The sequence below is a fragment of the Isoptericola sp. NPDC057191 genome, assembly GCF_042670225.1.
GTDB lineage: Bacteria > Actinomycetota > Actinomycetes > Actinomycetales > Cellulomonadaceae > Isoptericola.
This window is the reverse complement of the sequence record NZ_JBHUWC010000072.1, coordinates 1-18248: the sequence shown is the minus strand read 5'-3', so window position 1 is coordinate 18248 and position 18248 is coordinate 1. Positions and strand designations below refer to the sequence as shown.

General features: G+C 73.6%; 17 protein-coding genes and 1 pseudogene. 9 read left to right on the top strand and 9 right to left on the bottom strand.

Annotation, left to right across the window (positions count from 1 at the left end; all coding sequences use genetic code 11):
- From ACFT55_RS11070 to ACFT55_RS11055, 4 genes are all read right to left on the bottom strand, one after another.
- Positions 1–474, bottom strand: a 474-nt coding sequence (locus tag ACFT55_RS11070) for a biotin/lipoyl-containing protein (protein WP_380243882.1), incomplete at its 3' end; no start/stop codon positions are given.
- Between the two features lie 20 nt (positions 475–494).
- A complete protein-coding gene (locus tag ACFT55_RS11065; RefSeq protein WP_380243881.1) occupies positions 495–1496 on the bottom strand; it encodes an alpha-ketoacid dehydrogenase subunit beta in 1002 nt (333 codons plus the stop codon).
- Positions 1493–2647 carry a pyruvate dehydrogenase (acetyl-transferring) E1 component subunit alpha gene (pdhA, locus tag ACFT55_RS11060; protein ID WP_380243880.1) on the bottom strand — a complete coding sequence of 385 codons (1155 nt, stop codon included), beginning with the start codon at positions 2645–2647 and terminating at the stop codon, positions 1493–1495. The genes ACFT55_RS11065 and pdhA overlap by 4 nt, the downstream gene beginning before the upstream one ends.
- A 212-nt stretch (positions 2648–2859) precedes the next feature.
- A complete protein-coding gene (locus ACFT55_RS11055) occupies positions 2860–3126 on the bottom strand; it encodes a hypothetical protein (protein WP_380243879.1) in 267 nt (88 codons plus the stop codon).
- A gap of 88 nt (positions 3127–3214) precedes the next feature.
- Between ACFT55_RS11055 and ACFT55_RS11050 the strand changes: the two genes are divergently transcribed.
- The 8 genes from ACFT55_RS11050 to ACFT55_RS11015 all read left to right on the top strand — a co-directional run bounded on the left by ACFT55_RS11050 (position 3215) and on the right by ACFT55_RS11015 (position 14684).
- The gene (locus ACFT55_RS11050; RefSeq protein ID WP_380243878.1) at positions 3215–3664 is read left to right on the top strand and encodes a RidA family protein; all 450 of its coding nucleotides are present in this window, start codon (positions 3215–3217) and stop codon (positions 3662–3664) included.
- Positions 3665–3718: 54 nt separating this feature from the next.
- Positions 3719–6031 carry an alpha-galactosidase gene (locus ACFT55_RS11045; protein ID WP_380243877.1) on the top strand — a complete coding sequence of 771 codons (2313 nt, stop codon included), beginning with the start codon at positions 3719–3721 and terminating at the stop codon, positions 6029–6031.
- Between the two features lie 155 nt (positions 6032–6186).
- Positions 6187–7134: a carbohydrate ABC transporter permease gene (locus ACFT55_RS11040; RefSeq protein ID WP_380243876.1), complete on the top strand. Its 948-nt coding sequence runs from the start codon at positions 6187–6189 to the stop codon at positions 7132–7134.
- Complete coding sequence (locus ACFT55_RS11035) at positions 7131–8069, top strand: carbohydrate ABC transporter permease (protein ID WP_380243875.1); 939 nt, start codon at positions 7131–7133, stop codon at positions 8067–8069. Before ACFT55_RS11040 ends, ACFT55_RS11035 begins: the two co-directional genes overlap by 4 nt.
- 78 nt (positions 8070–8147) lie before the next feature.
- On the top strand, positions 8148–9479 hold the full coding sequence (locus tag ACFT55_RS11030) for an ABC transporter substrate-binding protein (protein WP_380243874.1): 1332 nt from the start codon (positions 8148–8150) through the stop codon (positions 9477–9479).
- Entirely contained in the window at positions 9479–11410 is a 1932-nt protein-coding gene (locus tag ACFT55_RS11025) for a BNR-4 repeat-containing protein (RefSeq protein ID WP_380243873.1), read from the top strand. The genes ACFT55_RS11030 and ACFT55_RS11025 overlap by 1 nt, the downstream gene beginning before the upstream one ends.
- A gap of 65 nt (positions 11411–11475) precedes the next feature.
- Positions 11476–13758, top strand: a complete 2283-nt coding sequence (locus ACFT55_RS11020; RefSeq protein WP_380243872.1) for an FAD-dependent oxidoreductase — start codon at positions 11476–11478, stop codon at positions 13756–13758.
- A 71-nt stretch (positions 13759–13829) separates the two neighbouring features.
- On the top strand, positions 13830–14684 hold the full coding sequence (locus ACFT55_RS11015) for a LacI family DNA-binding transcriptional regulator (RefSeq protein ID WP_380243871.1): 855 nt from the start codon (positions 13830–13832) through the stop codon (positions 14682–14684).
- A gap of 59 nt (positions 14685–14743) precedes the next feature.
- On the opposite strand, the gene ACFT55_RS11010 is transcribed toward ACFT55_RS11015, so the two are convergent.
- Positions 14744–15541, bottom strand: a complete 798-nt coding sequence (locus ACFT55_RS11010; RefSeq protein ID WP_380243870.1) for a DeoR/GlpR family DNA-binding transcription regulator — start codon at positions 15539–15541, stop codon at positions 14744–14746.
- A 103-nt stretch (positions 15542–15644) separates the two neighbouring features.
- On the opposite strand from ACFT55_RS11010, the gene ACFT55_RS11005 reads away from it, so the two are divergent.
- The gene (locus tag ACFT55_RS11005) at positions 15645–16670 is read left to right on the top strand and encodes an acetylxylan esterase (protein WP_380243869.1); all 1026 of its coding nucleotides are present in this window, start codon (positions 15645–15647) and stop codon (positions 16668–16670) included.
- 28 nt (positions 16671–16698) lie between these two features.
- Here ACFT55_RS11005 and ACFT55_RS11000 read toward each other — a convergent pair whose 3' ends face one another.
- The 4 genes and pseudogenes from ACFT55_RS11000 to ACFT55_RS10985 form a co-directional block, all read right to left on the bottom strand.
- Complete coding sequence (locus ACFT55_RS11000) at positions 16699–17142, bottom strand: SRPBCC domain-containing protein (RefSeq protein ID WP_380243868.1); 444 nt, start codon at positions 17140–17142, stop codon at positions 16699–16701.
- A gap of 38 nt (positions 17143–17180) precedes the next feature.
- The gene (locus ACFT55_RS10995; RefSeq protein ID WP_380243867.1) at positions 17181–17549 is read right to left on the bottom strand and encodes an ArsR/SmtB family transcription factor; all 369 of its coding nucleotides are present in this window, start codon (positions 17547–17549) and stop codon (positions 17181–17183) included.
- Positions 17546–18007 carry an SRPBCC family protein gene (locus ACFT55_RS10990; RefSeq protein WP_380243866.1) on the bottom strand — a complete coding sequence of 154 codons (462 nt, stop codon included), beginning with the start codon at positions 18005–18007 and terminating at the stop codon, positions 17546–17548. The genes ACFT55_RS10995 and ACFT55_RS10990 overlap by 4 nt, the downstream gene beginning before the upstream one ends.
- Positions 17938–18248, bottom strand: a pseudogene (locus ACFT55_RS10985) (hypothetical protein); the annotation flags it as partial. The gene ACFT55_RS10990 and the pseudogene ACFT55_RS10985, both read right to left, overlap by 70 nt.

Below are 18248 nucleotides of genomic sequence, written 5' to 3'. Positions count from 1 at the left end.
AGCGGGAGCCGCGGGAGCCGCGGGAGCCGCGGTCGCCGCGGGAGCCGCGGTCGCGGCACCAGGCTCCGGAGCGGCGCCGCGGCGGCGGCGACGTCGTCCCGCACCGGCGCCCGTGCCGTACCCGACGAGCACGGAGCCCGAGCCCTCGCCCGCGGCGTCTTCGGAAGGCTCGTCGGAGGAGGCCTCCCCGGAGCCGTAGTAGGTGGGTCCGCCGGAGGAGCCGGGCGCCTCGGCGCCGGTGGTGATCTCGATGATCGCCGTGCCGACGTCGACGGTGGTGCCTTCCTCGGCCAGGAGCGCCGTGACGGTGCCGGCCCACGGCGACGGCAGCTCGACGAGCGACTTGGCGCTCTCGATCTCCACGATCACCTGGTTGACGGCGACGGTGTCGCCGACGGCGACGCGCCACTCCACGATCTCGGCCTCGGTGAGCCCCTCGCCCACGTCCGGCAGCGGGAACCGCTGGGTCGTCATCGTTCTCCTTCGGTCCGCTCTCAGTGGGCCAGGACGCGGTCGACGGCGTCCACGACGCGGTCGACGCTCGGCAGGTACTCGTGCTCGAGCTTGGCGACCGGGTACGGCGCGTGGAAGCCGCCGACCCGCAGGACGGGAGCCTCCAGCACGTAGAAGCACTCCTCGCTGACGCGGGCCGCCACCTCGGCGCCCGAGCCGAGGAACGTCGGCGCCTCGTGCACGACGACGCAGCGCCCGGTGCGACGCACGGACTCGGTGACGGCCGTGACGTCGAGCGGCGAGATCGAGCGCAGGTCGACGACCTCGGCGCTGGTGCCCTCGACGGCCAGCGCGTCGGCGGCCTTGAGGGCCGTCGCCACCGTGGGCCCGTACGCGACGAGCGTGACGTCCGTGCCCTGCCGCGCGACGCGCGCCCGGTTGAGCACGTCCGCGGCGCCGGCCGCCTGGACCGACGGGTAGGCGCTCTTGGTGACCTCGCCCTTGGACCAGTAGCGGCCCTTGGGCTCGAAGAACAGCACCGGGTCCGGCGAGGCGACGGCCGCGCGGATCATGTCGTACGCGTCCTGCGGGGTGGACGGCGAGACGACGCGCAGCCCCGGGGTGTGCGCGAAGAGCGCCTCCGGGCTCTCCGAGTGGTGCTCCACCGCGCCGATGCCGCCGCCGTAGGGGATGCGGATGACGACGGGCACCTGCAGCTTGCCGCGCGAGCGGTAGTGCATCTTGGCGAGCTGCGTCGTGATCTGGTCGTACGCGGGGAAGACGAAGCCGTCGAACTGGATCTCGCACACGGGCCGGTAGCCGCGCAGCGCCATGCCGATCGCGGTGCCGACGATGCCGGACTCCGCGAGGGGCGTGTCGACGACGCGGTCCTCGCCGAAGTCCTTCTGCAGACCGTCGGTGACGCGGAAGACGCCGCCGTTGCGGCCGACGTCCTCGCCCATGACGAGGACCTTCGGGTCGGACTCGAGCGCGGAGCGCAGGCCCTCCGTGATGGCGCGGGCGAAGGTGAGGGTCTCGCTCATCGGGTCGCCTCGCTCGTCTCGTTCTCGTACTGCTCGAACCACTCCCGCTCGGCCGTCACCTGGGCGTGCTCGGTGGCGTACACGTGCTCGAACATCGTCGAGGTCGGAGGTGCGCCGAGCTCCCGGACCTCGGTGCGCAGCCGCTCGCCCAGGGCGTCGGCCTCCCGGTCGAGGTCGGCGGCCCAGGCGTCGTCCCAGGCGTCCTCGGCGCGCAGCAGCGTGGCGAGCCGCTCGATCGGGTCGCGGCGGGCCCAGTAGTCCTCCTCGGCGCGGGCCCGGTACCGGGTCGGGTCGTCGGAGGTGGTGTGCGCGCCCATCCGGTACGTGTACGCCTCGACGAAGGTCGGGCCGCCGCCGGAGTGCGCACGCTCGAGCGCCTCCGCCGTCACGGCGTAGCAGGCCAGCACGTCGTTGCCGTCCACGCGGACGCTCGGGATGCCGAAGCCCTCGCCCCGCCGGTAGAGCGGGGAGCGCGTCTGGCGCGACGTCGGCTCGGAGATCGCCCACTGGTTGTTCTGCAGGAAGAACACGACGGGCGCGTTGTTCACGGCCGCGAACACGAGCGCCTCGCTCACGTCGCCCTGGCTCGTCGCGCCGTCGCCGAAGTAGGTGACGACGGCGGCGTCGCGCCCGGCGTCGCCGGTGCCGACCGCGCCGTCGCGCTGCACGCCCATCGCGTAGCCGGTGGCGTGCAGGACGTGCGAGCCGATGACCAGCGTGTACAGGTGCACGTTGTGGGCGTTGGGGTCCCAGCCGCCGTGGTCCTCGCCGCGGTACAGGCGCAGGCGGTCGACCGGGTCGACGCCGCGCGCCTGGAGCACGCCGTGCTCGCGGTAGGAGGGGAACACGTAGTCCTGCGGGGCCAGGGCGTACGCCGACCCGACCTGGGCCGCCTCCTGGCCACGGCCCTGCGCGTACAGCGCGAGCTCGCCCTGGCGCTGCAGGGCCGTGGCCTCGTCGTCGAACCGTCGCGTCAGCACCATGTCGCGGTACAGGGCGCGGAGGTCCTCGGAGGTGAGGTGGTCGACACGCGAACGGTAGGTCGCGTTGTCGGGTTCGACGACACGCTCGCCGGTGGGCGAGACGAGCTGCACGAGCGGTTCGACGTCGGCGGGCACGACCTCGGGCTCGCCGGTGGTGGGCTGCGGCACGCGTTCTCCTTCGCTAGCGGCCCCAGGCGGGGGTGGACTGCTGCGGCACGGGCAAGGTTCCGGCGGGAACCACCGGAACCTACGCCTTCGTAGCCTACGCCAGCGTAGGTTGCCGTCCATGGGGAGCACCCCCCGACGGTGGTGCCAATGTCCCCCCAGTCGTTTTGGAGGATTCCTCCAAGGTGTCCGGGCCTCGTCCTCGCGGCCGCAGGTCAGCGCGGGTAGGCCTGGCCCACCCGCAGCGCGTCCCGCTCACGCTGCACGGGCCAGCGTGCGAACGCGAAGACGAAGAACATCACCAGGTTGAGGACCGGGACGAACGCGACGAGCACCCACCACCCCGAGTACCCCGCCTTCTGGATGATCCGGATGTAGGCGATCAGCACGACCACCAGGATCGCGACGTACACGGCGATCGCCGCCCCGCCGGCGAGCCACCCGTAGTCGTCCGCGAGCTGGTCGTAGTCCACGTTGTCCATGGTCAGCGAGTCTTCTCCAGCCCGGCGCGACCGCAACCCGGAAGGCGACCCAGAAGACGACCCGGGAGACCTGGTCGAGGGTCGCCGCGTGTCGGTGGCCGGCGAGATGCTCGATGTCTCGACCCGCACCTCGACGAAGGGACGCACCATGTCGACGCCGACGCCCGTCAACCCGCCCTCGCTGCACCAGAACCCCGCGTTCGCGCAGGGGATGGTCCTGCCCCCCGGCCGAACGCTGTACGTCGGCGGCCAGAACGGCACCGGCCCCGACGGCGCTCTCGTCGAGGGAGGCCTCGGCCCGCAGACCGAGAAGGCGCTGCGCAACGTGCTCGCCGTGCTCGCCGAGGCCGGCACCGACGCGGAGCACGTCGCGAAGCTGACCATCTACCTCGACCCGTCGGTCGACGCGAACGAGGCCTACGCCGCCTCCGGGCGCGTCTGGCGCTCCCGCACCGCCGTGACCGTGCTCGCCGTCGCGCCTGCCCGGCCCGGCGCCCTGGTCGAGGTCGAGGCGGTCGCGACGGTCCCCGAGGCCTGACGTCTGCGGCGCTGGTTCGCCCCACCCTCGTCCCGCGGCTGGCAGGCTCGGGGCGTGACCGCCTCCTCCGGCCGCGCCGACGCCGCCGCCACCACCGACGCCACCGACAACCGCTCGTCCGGCTCCGCCGTCGACGCCCTCGTCCACCTGCGGGCGGACGGCGTCAGCCTGCTGGTCGACGTCCGGGGCGGGCTGCTGCCCGCCGTCGTCCACTGGGGCGACGACCTCGGCCCGCTCGCCGCCGAGGACGCGGCCGCCGTCGTCCTCGCGGCGGCGGCTCCGCTCGCGAACAGCGCCCCGGACGAGCCGGTGCGCCTCGCGCTCGTCCCGGAGCCGCGCACGGGCTGGCTGGGGCGCCTGGGCCTCGTGGGCGAGCGCGACGGGCAGGGCTGGTCGCCGGCGTTCACGACGACGGCCGCGACGCTCTGCGGCGCCGCCCTCCCCACGGGTCTCACGGAGGCGGGCGCCGGCGCGCTGCGCGTCACGGCGACAGACGCCGTCGCGGGGCTGACGCTCGCGCTCGACGTCGAGCTCACGCCCGACGGCGTGGTGCGCGCCCGGGCGACGCTGGGCAACGACGGCGCGGACCCTTACCGCGTGCACGAGCTCGGCGTCACCCTGCCCGTGCCCCCGCGCGCCCGGGAGCTGCTCGACCTCACGGGCCGGTGGGGCAAGGAGCGGGTGCCGCAGCGGCACGCGCTGACCGTCGGCACGCACCTGCGCGAGGGCCGGCGAGGGCGCACCGGCTTCGAGGCCCCCACCGTGCTCACGGCCGGCGTGCCCGGCTTCGGCTTCGGCCACGGCGAGGTGTGGGGCGTGCACGTGGGCTGGTCGGGCAACCACCGGCACTGGGCTGAACGCCTGCCCACCGGTGAGCACACCCTGGGCGGCAGCGAGCTGCTGCTGCCCGGCGAGGTCACCCTCGCGAGCGGTGCGGAGTACGAGACGCCCTGGGTCTACGGCGTGCACGGCCACGGCCTGGACGCGCAGGCCGCGCGCCTGCACCGGATGCTGCGCCGCCGCACCGCGCACCCGCGCAGCCCGCGGCCGGTCACCCTGAACGTGTGGGAGGCCGTGTACTTCGACCACGACCTGGAGCGCCTCACCGCGCTCGCCGACGCCGCGGCCGCGCTCGGCGTCGAGCGGTACGTGCTCGACGACGGCTGGTTCCGCGGCCGGCGGGACGACACGCGAGGCCTCGGCGACTGGGAGGTCGACGAGGACGTCTGGCCCGACGGCCTCGACCCCATCGCCGACCACGTGCACGGCCTCGGCATGGAGCTCGGCCTGTGGTTCGAGCCCGAGATGGTGAACCTCGACAGCGACCTGGCCCGTGCCCACCCGGAGTGGGTGATGGGGACGGGCGGGCGCGTGCCCGTCACGTCGCGGCACCAGCACGTGCTCGACCTGGCGAACCCCGACGCCGCCGCGCACGTCCTGGAGCGGATGAGCGCGATCATCGGCCGGTACGGCGTCGACTACGTGAAGTGGGACCACAACCGCGACCTGGTCGACCCGGGCTCGGGCCGCGACGGCCGCCCCGTCGTGCACGCGCAGACGCTGGCGGCATACCGCCTCATGGCCGAGCTGCGCCGCCGCCACCCCGGGCTGGAGATCGAGTCCTGCTCGTCGGGCGGCGGGCGCGTCGACCTCGGCGTCGCCGAGCACACGCAGCGCGTCTGGGTGTCGGACTGCACCGACCCGCTGGAGCGGCAGCAGATGCAGCCGTGGACGGCGCAGCTCCTGCCGCTGGAGTACCTCGGCGCGCACGTCGCGGCGGACGTCAGCCACCAGACGCGCCGCACGTCGTCCGTGGCGTTCCGCGCCGCGACCGCCCTGTTCGGGCACTTCGGGATCGAGTGGGACCTCACGCGCGCGACGCCCGGACAGCTCGCCGAGCTGTCCGGCTGGGTCGAGCTCTACAAGGCCGAGCGCGGGCTGCTGCACACGGGCAGGCTGGTGCGTCAGGACGTGCCGGCCGAGGACGGCCTGCAGGTGTGGGGCGTCGTCGCGGACGACCGCTCCCGGGCCCTGTTCCAGCTCGCCACGCTGACGCGCCCGGCGACCGCACCGCCCGGCCGCATCACCCTGCGCGGCCTGGACGGCGAGCGCCGGTATCGCGTCACCCCGCTGACGGCGAGCCGCGAGGCGTTCGGCTTCTGGAACGCTCCGCCGTGGTTCGGGCTGCCGTCGGCCGACGGCGCCGTGGCGTCCGACGGCGTCACGCCGCAGCCGCGGCCCGCACGGCCCGACGACGTGCCGCGCGGCACCGTGCTCACCGGCCGGGCGCTCGCCGTCTCCGGCCTGCAGGCTCCGGAGGCCGTCCCGGAGACCTCCCTGGTGCTGCTGGTGGAGGCCGTGGACTGATCGCCGCGCTGTGCGCATCTGTGAACTGATCTGTGAGTTTCTGTTCACAGATGCGGCAGGTTGTTACCGCACCGAGACCAGCAGCGATTGACCAGAACGGCCAACTTCGGCCAGAGTGTGTCCCGGACACCAGATCATCACCCTCGTTGCCGAGGATGACCCACAGGGACGTGGACACGATGAGTTCACAAACTCACACTCTTGAACACAGAAAGTCACAGACCGCACCACGTCGGCTCAGCGACGGGCAGTTCGCCGTCCTGCTGCTCCTGCCGGGTGTCGCGCTGCTGGCCGGCGTCGTGCTGTACCCGCTGCTCGCCGCGCTCGTCACGGCGTTCTTCGAGCAGAGCCTCGTGCTGCCCGGGCGCACGTTCGTCGGGCTGCAGAACATCGTCGACGTGCTGCAGGGCGACTTCCTGCGGCTGCTGCGCCAGACGCTGGTCTTCACGGTCGGCACGACGGTCCTGCCGTTCGTCATCGGCTTCGCCCTCGCACTGGCGCTGAACACGCGGATCCGCGGGGCCAAGGTGCTGCGCGGCCTCATGCTCATCCCCTGGCTCGTGCCCGGCGTCGTCGTGTCGTTCCTGTGGATGTGGATCTTCAACGCGAACTACGGCGTGATGAACGCGCTGCTGCAGTCCGTCGGGCTCATCGACGACCCGCAGGCGTGGCTCGCCCAGCCGGGCACCGCGATGGGCGCCGTCATCCTGGCGAAGACCTGGCAGTCGTTCCCCTGGATGATGGTCATGCTGCTCGCCGGCCTCCAGACCGTCCCGGTCGAGCTCCACGAGGCCGCCGAGATGGACGGTGCGGGCACGGTCCGCCGGTTCTTCGCCATCACGCTGCCGCACCTCAAGGGCATCGTCGGCCTGGTGGTGCTGCTGGAGTTCATCTGGAACTTCCAGCACTTCGACATCATCTACGTCCTCACCGGCGGCGGACCCGCGGGCGCCACCCAGACCTTTGCCACCGCCGTGTACGAGACCGCGTTCCAGGGCTTCGACCTCGGCCGCGCCGGGGCGCTGGGCCTGCTGTGGATGATCCTGCTCATGGCGCTCGTCGTCGTGTACGTCCGCTTCTCGGAGAAGGGAGAGGAGCGATGAGCGCGACGACGCAGCTCCCCGCCGCGCCCACCCCGTCCCCCTCCGCGCCCGTCCCGGCCGACGGCGCCGCGCGACCGCCGCAGCGCCGCCGCCGCAGCGCACTGCGGTCCGAACGGCCAGGGGTCCGCGTCGCGGCCTGGGCCACCGTCGTCGTGTGCGGCGGCTTCGGCCTCCTGCCGGTCTACTGGCTGCTGGCCACGTCGCTCACCCCGCGCGACCAGGTGTTCGCGTACCCGCCCCGGTTCTTCCCGGCGGCCCCCACGCTCGACGCGTTCGCGGCGCTCGCCTCCAACGACCAGCTGTTCGGCTACCTGCGCAACAGCGTGATCGTCTCCGTGATCACCGCGCTGCTGTCCGTGCTGGTCTCGGCCTACATCGGGTACTCGTTCTCCAAGTTCCGCTACCGCGGCCGCCGCTCGCTCATGTACCTGGTGCTCGCGTCGCAGATGTTCCCGCAGGCGCTGCTGCTCGTGACCCTCTACAGCGTCTTCAGCGCGTACAACCTGCTGAACACGTACACCGCGCTGGTGCTCAGCTTCACCACGTTCACGCTGCCGCTGTGCGTGTGGATGCTCAAGGGCTTCTTCGACACGATCCCCGACGAGCTCATCGAGGCCGCGCGCGTCGACGGCGCGTCCCGCCTGCGGATCATCCACTCGATCGTCCTGCCGCTCGCGGCGCCGGGGCTGATCGCTGCCGGCCTGTTCGCCTTCGTCCGCGGGTGGAACGACTTCGTCTTCGCCCTGACGCTCGCCGGCCCGGAGAAGCAGACCCTGCCCCCGGGCCTGGTCAACACCTTCATCGGCGAGGCCTCGACGGCATGGCCCGAGCTCATGGCGGCGTCGCTCGTCGTGTCGCTCCCCGTCGCCATCGCCTTCATCGCGCTGCAGAAGTACCTGGTCGGCGGCCTCACCGCCGGCGCCGTCAAGGGCTGACCGCCCGGCACCGACCGCCGTCGCACGCACCCGAACACTCACCAGAGAACCCCACGACCCTCGATGCGGAGGATCCCCATGTCCCGAGTCCTGCCCCCTGCCCTCACCGGCTCCGCGATGTCGCGCCGCCGCGTGCTCCAGCTGCTCGGCCTCGGCGCCGGCACCGCCGCCCTCGCCGCGTGCGCGCCGTCCGCCGGGGCGCCCGCGGGCGGTGCCGCCTCGGCTGCCGCGACCGGCGGCGCCAAGACCGACTTCGCGTTCTCGTCCTGGTCCTTCACCGAGGAGGCCGCGGCGCCCGCCCTCGAGGCCATCGTGAAGGCCTACCAGGACAAGGAGAGCGTCACGATCAAGGACGTCTCCTTCCCCTACAACGAGTACATCAACCAGCTCACCCTCCAGGTGAAGGGCGGCCAGTTCACGGGCGCCGCGCACGTGGACGTCGCGTGGCTCGGCTCCCTCGCCGCCATGGGCAAGCTGCAGGACCTGTCCGCGCTGACCGAGGGTCGCGGGTACACGGACGCCGCCCTGTCCGCCGCCCAGTTCGACGGCGTGCAGTACGGCCTGCCGTGGACGATCGGCGCCATCGGCCTCGTCGCGAACTCCGCGCTGCTGCAGAAGGCCGGGCTCGACCCGGACGCGTTCCCGACGACGATCGACGAGTTCGAGAAGGCGCTCAAGGACCTCAAGGGCCTCGGCGACGGGCTCATCCCCTACGCCGCGTCCACCAAGGCGGCCCAGCTCAAGGACATCCTCATCTGGATGCAGACCTTCGGGAGCCCGCTCGTCGACGGCGACACCGTGACCATCGGCGACGACGCCTCCGTCGAGGCCGTGACCTGGTACAAGAGCCTGTACGACCAGAAGCTCATCGCGCCCGACGTCGACCGTTTCGACGCCCGCTCGCTGTTCGCCCAGGGCCGCGCCGCGATCTACGACGACGCCCCCGTCGGCCGCGGCGCCGTCACCGAGGAGTCCCCCGACAAGGACCTCGGCAGCAAGCTCGTCCCGCTCTCCCGCCCGGTGCTCAAGGCCGGCGACTCCCCCCGCGCGCTGGTGTGGGGCGGCGCGATCGCCGTCGTCGACGGCGAGGGCGCGGCGACCGCGGCAGACTTCGCGCAGTTCGCGACGTCGGACCTCGACACGGTGCTGGCCGACTACAAGGTCCGTGGCCTGCCGCCGGTGACCACCGAGGCGCAGCAGTCCGACGTCGTCGCCTCCGACACGTTCGGGTCGCTGTTCAACGAGCGCATCACCAAGACCTCGACGTCCAACCCGTTCTGGGCGTTCACCGCCTACTCGCAGATCGAGACCGAGATCGCCGAGCAGGTGCAGGCCGTCCTCGTCGGCAAGACCGACCCGAAGACGGCCATGCAGAAGGCCGGCGAGGCCGCGCAGAAGCTGGTCGGCTGATGGCGGCGCGCAGGCTCGCCCGCGGGGTCGCGTTCGCGTCGGCCGCCCTCGCGCTGACGGCGCTCGCGACGCCCGCCACCGCCGCGCCCGCGAGCACCGACGGCGCCGGCCGCCACGCCGAGACCGTGGAGCAGCTGCCGTTCCCGGTCGATCGCTCGAACAACGCCGGCTGGTGGACGCCGCTCGACGTGGTCGACGGCGTCACCTACATGGCGTTCGACTCGCCCGCCGCCGAGGCCTCGCGCCACGAGGTGCACATCGCGGCGAAGGGCGCCGACGGCGACTGGACCGCGGGCTGCCTGCGGGCGGGCGACGGGTCGTGCGCCACGTTCCTCGACGACAGCGGGCACGACCAGCCGTCGATCGTCGTGGACGGCCAGGGCACGATCCACGCCTTCGTGTCGATGCACCACGTGCCGTGGCAGTACTACCGCTCCACCACGCCCGGCGACGTCACGTCGCTGGTCGAGGCGAGCGCGGACCTCCCCGACCAGGGCGTCCCCATGACCTACCCCGTCACCGCGCGCGGTGCCGACGGCGACGCGTACGTCATGGTGCGCGGCGGCCGCGACGAGGCCACCGTGCGCGACGGGCGCCTCTACCGGTTCGACACCGCCACGGGCACGTGGTCGCGGGTGGCGGTCTTCGCCTCCGGCGTGGGCGCGTCGGTCTACCCGGACGACCTGGAGGTCGGCACGGACGGCCGCCTGCACGTGCTGTGGGAGTGGCACCGCTGGGCCGCCGGCCCGTACCGGCACCTCGGCTCGTACGCGGTGTACGACCCGAAGGACGACTCCTGGCACGACGCCGCCGGGAACGCACTGACGACGCCCATCGCGCCGTCCGCGGGCGGCGCCGTCGTCTACCAGCCCTTCGCGCCGGGTGAGTCCCTGACGACCGACGGCCCGACCGTGCAGACCGCCAAGCTGGCCGTGCACGGGGACACGCTCGCCGGGGTCGTGTACCGGTATGCCGCAGCGAAGGCCGACGGCACGCCCGACCGCTTCGACGTGCGGTTCGCGCGCTGGGACGGCTCGGCGTGGCAGCGGGAGACCGTGATCGACGCCGACGACCTCGGTCCCGGCACCGACACGGTGGCCGCGCTCGACGCCACGTCCGCGGCGGGCACGACCCGCGCGTACGCCGTCGTGCAGGGCACGGTGGCCGGCCAGGTCCGCACCCAGGTGGTCCGCGCCGAACGCGGCCTCGACGGCGGGACGTGGCGCTTCGCCGGGCTCGGCGACGTCCAGGTGGGACAGCAGCGCCTCGCCGCACGCACCGTCCGCACCGGACCGTCCGCGGGCACCGACGTGCTGTACGTGAGCGCCGCCGAGTCCGGGCCGACGTCGGGCACCCTGTTCCACGCCCGCGTGCCCCGTACCGGCGGGCCGTCGGCCGGCAGCCCGATCGCGGACGTCGTCGCGGGAGTCCGCGACCACGATGGCGAGGACGGTGGCGAGGACGGTGGCGAGGGCGGTGGTGACCCGGGCACCCCGGAGCCCGCGGGCAACCTCGCGCTCGGCGGCACCGTCACCGTCTCGTCCGCGCTGCGGGCGGACACGGGCGGGGAGAAGGCCGTGGACGGCCGGCTCACCGACGACAGCCGCTGGATCTCCGCCGCCGACGACGCCACGCCGACCCTCACCGTGGCGTGGGGCCGGACCGCCCCCGTGGCGTCGGTCCGCGTCCACAGCGGGTACCGCGCCGCCGTCGACCCGGCCTCGGCCGTGCTGCGCGACTTCACGGTCGAGCTGCACACCGCGACCGGGTGGGTCGAGGTCGGGTCCGTCACCGGGAGCACGGCCGGGATCGTCACCGTGCCCACCCCGGGTGTCACGGCCGACCAGGTCCGCCTGGTCGTCACCGACCCGTCGGCGTCCGAGACCGACGTCGCCCGCGTCTTCGAGGTCGAGGTGCTGGCCGCCGGCTGACCCCCGGCGCCGCACACCCGCAGCACGAGCACCACCTGAACCACCGGAACGAGGACTGAGAGAACATGCGCACGCAGACCGTCGAGGCGGACGTCGTCGTCGTCGGAGGAGGGCTCGCCGGCGTCAGCGCGGCGGTCGCCGCCGCACGGCTGGGCCGCCAGGTGGTGCTGGTCAACAACCGGCCGGTGCTGGGCGGCAACTCCTCCTCCGAGGTGCGGGTGTGGGTGTGCGGCGCCACCGCGCACGGCAACCAGCGCTGGGCACGCGAGACCGGGATCGTCGGCGAGATGTACGTCGAGAACCAGTACCGCAACCCCGAGGGCAACCCGGTCTACTGGGACGACGTCGTGCTGGACACCGTGCGCCGCGAGAAGAACCTGCGGCTCTTCCTCAACACGGACGTGCGCGAGGTGGTGGCGACGGGACCCGACGACGCGCGCCGCATCGAGTCCGTCACGGGCTGGACGATGGGCTCGGAGATCCTCACCACGTTCACCGCGCCGGTCTTCCTCGACTGCACCGGGGACGGGCTGGTCGGGGCGCAGGCCGGCGCGCGCTACCGGCTCGGCAAGGAGTCCCAGGCCGAGTTCGGCGAGGAGTGGGCGCCGCCGGAGCCCGTGCGCGAGTTCCTCGGCTCCACGCTGCTCTTCTACACCAAGGACCTCGGCCGGCCGGTGAAGTACGTGGCGCCCGAGACCGCGATCGACATCACCACCACGCCGATCCCGATGAACCGCGTCATCCGCAGCGGCGACTCGGGCGCCCACTACTGGTGGATCGAGTGGGGCGGCGAGCTCGACATCGTCGACGACAACGAGCGCATCCGCGACGAGCTGCGCGGCGTCATCCTCGGCATCTGGGACTACATCAAGAACTCGGGCAAGTTCGACGCCGACAACCTCACGCTCGAGTGGATCGGCAACGTGCCCGGCAAGCGCGAGTACCGCCGGCTCGTCGGCGACTACACGCTGCACCAGGGCGACGTCGTCGACCAGACCGTCTTCGACGACGGCGTCGCCTTCGGCGGCTGGTCCATCGACCTCCACCCCGCCCAGGGCATGTACGCCGAAGGAGCGGGCGCGCTGCAACGCTTCTCCGAGGGCGTCTTCGAGATCCCCTACCGCTCCCTGTACTCGGTGAACGTGGAGAACATGCTGTTCGCCGGGCGCGACGTGTCCGCCACGCACATCGCGTTCGGCGCCGCACGCGTCATGGCGACCTGCGGCGCGATGGGGCAGGCCGCCGGCACCGCGGCGGCGCTCTGCGTGCAGCACGACACCACCCCGCGCGGGATCTACACCGACCACCTCGACGAGCTGCGCCAGACCCTCCTGCGCTGGGACGCGCCCGCCGTCGGCATCGCCAACACCGACCCCCACGACCTCGCGCGCCGCGCCGCCGTCACGGCCTCCAGCACGACGACGCGCATCGCCGCGCCCGTCGTCGACCACGCCGACGGCGACCCCTACGACAGCTACGACGTCTTCGACCTCGACGTCGACCTCGGCATCGCGCTGCCCGTCGACCCTCGCCTCGACACCGTCGAGCTGCTCGTGTCCGCCCGTCGCGACACCACGCTGTCCGTGGAGGTGTACTCCACCGGCAAGCCGCAGAACGTGGTGCCCGCGCACCTGGAGACCAAGACCGACGTCGCCGTGGCCGCCGGCGACGAACGCTGGGTCACCGCGCACCTGGCGTACGCACCCGACCGGCCGCAGAACGCCGTCGTCGTCCTGCGCGCCAACCCCGACGTCGCCGTGCGCACCACCGCGCCGCTGCCCCCCGGCGTGCTCACCCTCGTGCACCGCGTCGACAACGACGACCAGAACGTGCAGATCAGCTCCGAGGAGCTGCTGGTGCAGTGGCCCACCAAGCCGCTGCGTGGCCGGTCCGTCGTCTTCCGCGCCGGGCCCGACACGCGCGCCCTCGCGCCCGAGCGCGCCACCAGCGGCTACCACCGCAACCACGGCGGCCCGCACCTGTGGGCCTCCTCGCCGATGGTGCCCGGCCGCGACGAGTGGCTGCGCCTCGACTGGGACGAGCCCGTGACCGGGCGTGAGGTGCGCGTGGTGTTCGACGACGACCTCGACGTCGAGCTCAACACCCTGCACCACCACCGCACGCCCGACGAGATCATGCCGACCCTGGTGAAGGACTACCGCGTCGAGGTGCTGCCCGACGCGGGAACGGGGTGGGTGACCGTCGCCGACGAGACGGACAACCGGTGGCGCCTGCGCGTGCACCCGTTGCCGGACCACCTCGGCCCGCTGCGCGCCGCACGCCTCGTCGTCGGTGCCACGAACGGCGCAGCGCAGGCCCGTGTGGTCGCGCTGCGCGTGCAGGAGTGACCGTGCCGCACGCAGGACTCGCCCGCCCGACCCGCGGCGCCGTGACGCAGGCCCGGGCTACGCTGACCGCCGTGCACAGGAAGGAGCGCACCGGCATCGTGGCGCTCGCCGTGCCGGACCTCGAGGAGCCGTACTTCGCCGAGCTCACGGCGCTGCTGGTGCGGCGCGCGGACGAGCGCGGCCTGTCGATCCTGATCCAGCAGACCGCGGGCGACCACGAGCGTGAGGTCGACGTCGCCAACGGCATCGGGCTGCCCCCGACCGACGGCCTCATCCACATCCCGCGTGCGCTGTCCGTGGCCGACCTGACCCGGCGCACCTCTCCCGGTCCGCTGGTGCTGCTCGGCGAGCACATCCTCGTCAGCCCGTTCACGCACGTGACCATCGACAACCGGGCCGCGTCGTACGCCGCCACCGCGCACCTGGCCTCCGTCGGGTGCCGGCGGGTCGCGTTCGTCGGGCCCCGGGACGCCCGCCCGTCGGACGCCGCCGACCGGCGGTACACCGGCTACCTCGAGGCGGTCGCCGCGCTCGGGATCGCGGACGACCCGGCGCTCGTCGCCCAGGTGGAGTCGTTCACCCCCGCCGAGGGGCTCCGCGCCGTGCGCGAGCTGCTGGAGCGCGGGGTGGAGCTCGACGGGATCGTCTGCTCCAACGACTCGGTCGCCTTCGGCGCCCTGCCCGCGCTGCACGACGCCGGCCGGCGCATCCCGCAGGACGTCGCCGTCGTCGGCATCGACGACGTGCGCGGCGCCCGGTTCACCACGCCGTCGCTGACGTCCGTCGCCCCCGACAAGGAGGCGCTCGTCGAGCGCGCGCTGAGCGAGCTCGAACGGCAGATCGCCACCCCGCCGGGTGCGAACCTGCCGGTGCAGCACGTGGTCGTGGACGCGCGGGTCGTGCAGCGCGCCAGCACCGCTCGCTGACGTCCGTGCGCCGCGCAGGCCGAGGGCCGGGTGCCGTCCGGCCGGGCCGGACCGCCCGGTCAGCCGTCGGCGGCCGGGACCACCCAGAGCTCGCCCACGTGCGCCTCGAGCAGCTCGCGGGCGTCGTCGTCCAGGCCGTCGTCGGTGACGAGGCGCTCCACCTCGTGCAGGTCGACGATGGTCGTGAGACCGACGACGCCCCACTTGGTGTGGTCCGCGAGCACGACGGCGTCCTGGCCCGCGGCGAGGAGCGCCCGGTCGGTCTCCGCCTCCAGCAGGTTGGGCGTGGTGAGGCCGGCGTGCAGGTCCACGCCGTGCACGCCGAGGAACGCGACGTCGAGGTGCAGGTGCTCCAGCGAGCGCACCGCGACCGGCCCCACCAGGGCGTCGGACGGGGTGCGCACCCCGCCGGTGAGCACCACGGACTGCGTGTACGGCTCGTCGGCACGGTCGGGACGGCGGAACGCCTCCGCGACGGGCAGCGAGTTCGTCACCACCGTGAGGTCCGGGACGGCGCGCAGCTCCTGGGCGAGCACCCACGTCGTCGTGCCGCCCGAGAGACCCACGGCCATGCCAGGCTCGACCAGCTGTGCCGCCCGGCGCGCGATGGCGCGCTTGGCGTCGGCCTGCTGCTGGACCCGCGACGCGAAGCCGCGCTCCTGGCCGCCACCGGCGTCGCCGCGCGTCGTCGCCCCGCCGCGCACCCGGTCGAGCTCGCCCGAGTCCGCGAGCGCCTCGATGTCACGGCGCACCGTCATCGCGCTGACGCCCAGCTCCTCGGCCAGCTCGGTGACGCTCGCGGCGCCCCGACGGCGCACCTCGGCCACGATCCGTGACCTGCGTTCTGCGACGAGCACCCGCACCCCTTTCGACCCGGCGCACAGTCTGTCACGCGACGTCGTGCCCGACCCTGCCGCCCGACCCTGCCGCCCGGCGTCCCGCACTCCCTGGAGACCTCTGATGCTGCCCGCCCCGTACGACGCGTGGTTCCCCGACAGCCCCCTCGACGGCACGTACGGCCGTGACCGGGACGGTCTGCTCGCCGTGCCGCCCGCCGCGGAGCCGGCCGGCTTCGCCGACCTGTGGCGGTCGTGGCACGCCGAGGCGCGCACCGTGGCGGCCGACGTCGTGGCGGAGCCCGCGGCTCGGCGGGGCGCCCGCGACGTGCGGGTCGTGACGTTCACCGCCGCCGGCGGCCTGCGCCTGCGCGCGTGGCTGGCCCTGCCCGCGGCGGGGCCCGTCCGGGTGGGGATCGTGCACGGGCACGGGTACGGCGGCCGGGACGCCCCGTCGTTCGAGCGGGTGCCGCGCGACGCGGCGGTGATCTTCCCGGTCGCCCGCGGGCTGGGGTCGCTCAACGCGGGGGTGGGGGCGCCGGACGTGAGCACCGCGCACGTGCTCGCGGGCATCGAGGACGTGGCGACGTACGTGCTGGGCCGCTGCGCCGTCGACCTGTGGCACGCGGCGAGCGCGCTGCAGGAGGCGCTCGCCGGGGTTGCGGGGATGCCCGCCGTCCTGCCGCTGTACTACGTGGGCACGAGCTTCGGCGGCGGGGTGGGGGCGCTGGCCGTGCCGTGGGACGACCGGTTCGTGGGGGCGACGCTCGAGGTGCCGAGCTTCGGCCAGTACGACGAGCGCCTGGCGGTGCGGTGCACCGGCAGCGGCGAGTCCCAGCGCCGGTACGTCGCCGAGCATCCGGAGGCGCGGGCCGTGCTCGCCCTGACCGACGCGTCCGTCGCGGCGACGCATCTGCGCGTCCCGACGCGGGTCGAGTGCGCCCTGTGGGACGTGCACGTGCCGCCGCCCGGTCAGTTCGGGGTCGCGAACGGTGTCGCCGCGGCCGAGCGCGCGGGGACGGGGGCCGAGCTGGAGCTGGCGGTGCACTCTGCCGGGCACGCCGAGTATCCCGGCCAGGCACGGGAGCTGGCGGACGCGTTCGCCGCCACGCGCGCGCACGTCGCGCGTGCCGTGGCGCGCGCGACGTGACGCCGGCCCGGGCGGGCGCGGGACGGGGTCAGTTCCAGTCGTCGATCTGCACGTCGTCGGGCGACGGCGCGCCCGCGCCGTCCTCGGCGAGCGCCTTGAGGCTCAGCAGGAACGTGGCCCACTTGGTGCTGCAGTGCTGCATGAACTCCACCGGCTCGCGCCAGCCGCGGTGGGCGAACAGCACGATGGTCCAGTCGCCGTCCTGGCGCAGGTCCCACTCGATCGTCGTGCCGACCCACTCCTCGGGGCCGCCGACCACCCGCCACGCGACCCGTTCCTGCGGGCGGAGCTCGACGACCTCCATGTCGAAGCCGCCGGCGGGGAACCGGAACTCGAGCGTGCCACCGGGCCCGGCGTCCCCGGTGGTCTTCTCGGTCCACCAGCCGGCGAGGCCGTCGACCGTCGTCAGCGCGTCGTACACCGTCTGAGGCGTCGGGGTCGTGACCCCGATCCTGTGCAGGATGTCCACCATCGTCCTTCTCCTTCGCGTCCGATCGGGGGCCGACGTCGTCAACCCTGGTCCCGGCCGTCGCTGCTCTGCCGGGTGCGTTCGATCGCCTCGGCGATCGTCTTGATGCGGTGCAGACGGCGGTCCCACGCCTGCCCGACGGTCTCCAGCTGGTCCGCCGCGCGGGCGAGCTGCTCGGCGTCGACCTCGCACCGCTTCTCGCGGCCGACCGGCGCGGAGCGGACGAGCCCGGCGCGGTCGAGCACCTCCAGGTGCTTCGCGACCGCCTGCCGGGTGACCGGCAGCTGCCGGCTCAGCGACGAGGCGGTGCCGCCGCCGTCGGCGAGCAGGAGGTCGAGGATGCGGCGTCGGGTGGGGTCGCCGACGGCGGACCACAGGTGGTCGTCGACCGGCGCGGGCACCGGGCTCACGACCGCACCTGCTGCGACGCGGCGTACGCGACGAGGCGGGGCAGGTAGTAGGCCCAGCCCTCCTCGTGCTCCCGGTACTGCTGCTCGAGGACGGCGACCTCCCAGCCCTGCTCGCGGAAGCCGGTCTCGGTCATGCGCAGCAGGGTCCCGCCGCCGGAGGGGGCGAGCTCGAACGTGACGAGGAGCGAGTTGCCGGCGGCGGCCGCCTCGCCCGCCGGGTGGGTCCACCGGAACGAGAACGTGCGCGGCGGCCGGGACTCGACCACCGTGAACGACTGGACCGTCCCGTCGACCTCCGGGTCCCCGAAGGTGATCGTGCCCGCTGCCCCGGGTTCTGGTCCGAAGTCGGCGTCGTCCGGCCACCACTGGCGCACGTGGTCCGGGCTGCTCACCACCTCGAAGACGACGTCCGGCGACGCCTCGACGTAGATCTCGCGCTCGATGCTTCCCCGCTCCATGACCCCTCCTGCAACGTTTGGTTGCACATCAACCTAGCCCCGTCGGACAGCTTCTCCCAGTAGCGGCGCAGCGTGTCCTCCTCCTCGCCGCTGAGACTGACGGCGAAGTTGTTGCCGGGGGCGTACTCCATGCCGGGAGGCCCGTCCGAACCCATGATCGTGAAGCCGTCGGGGGTGGTGAGCATGCCGTGCATGATCTTGTCGGCGAACTCCTCCCCGGCGCCGCCGGCCTCCCCGAAGG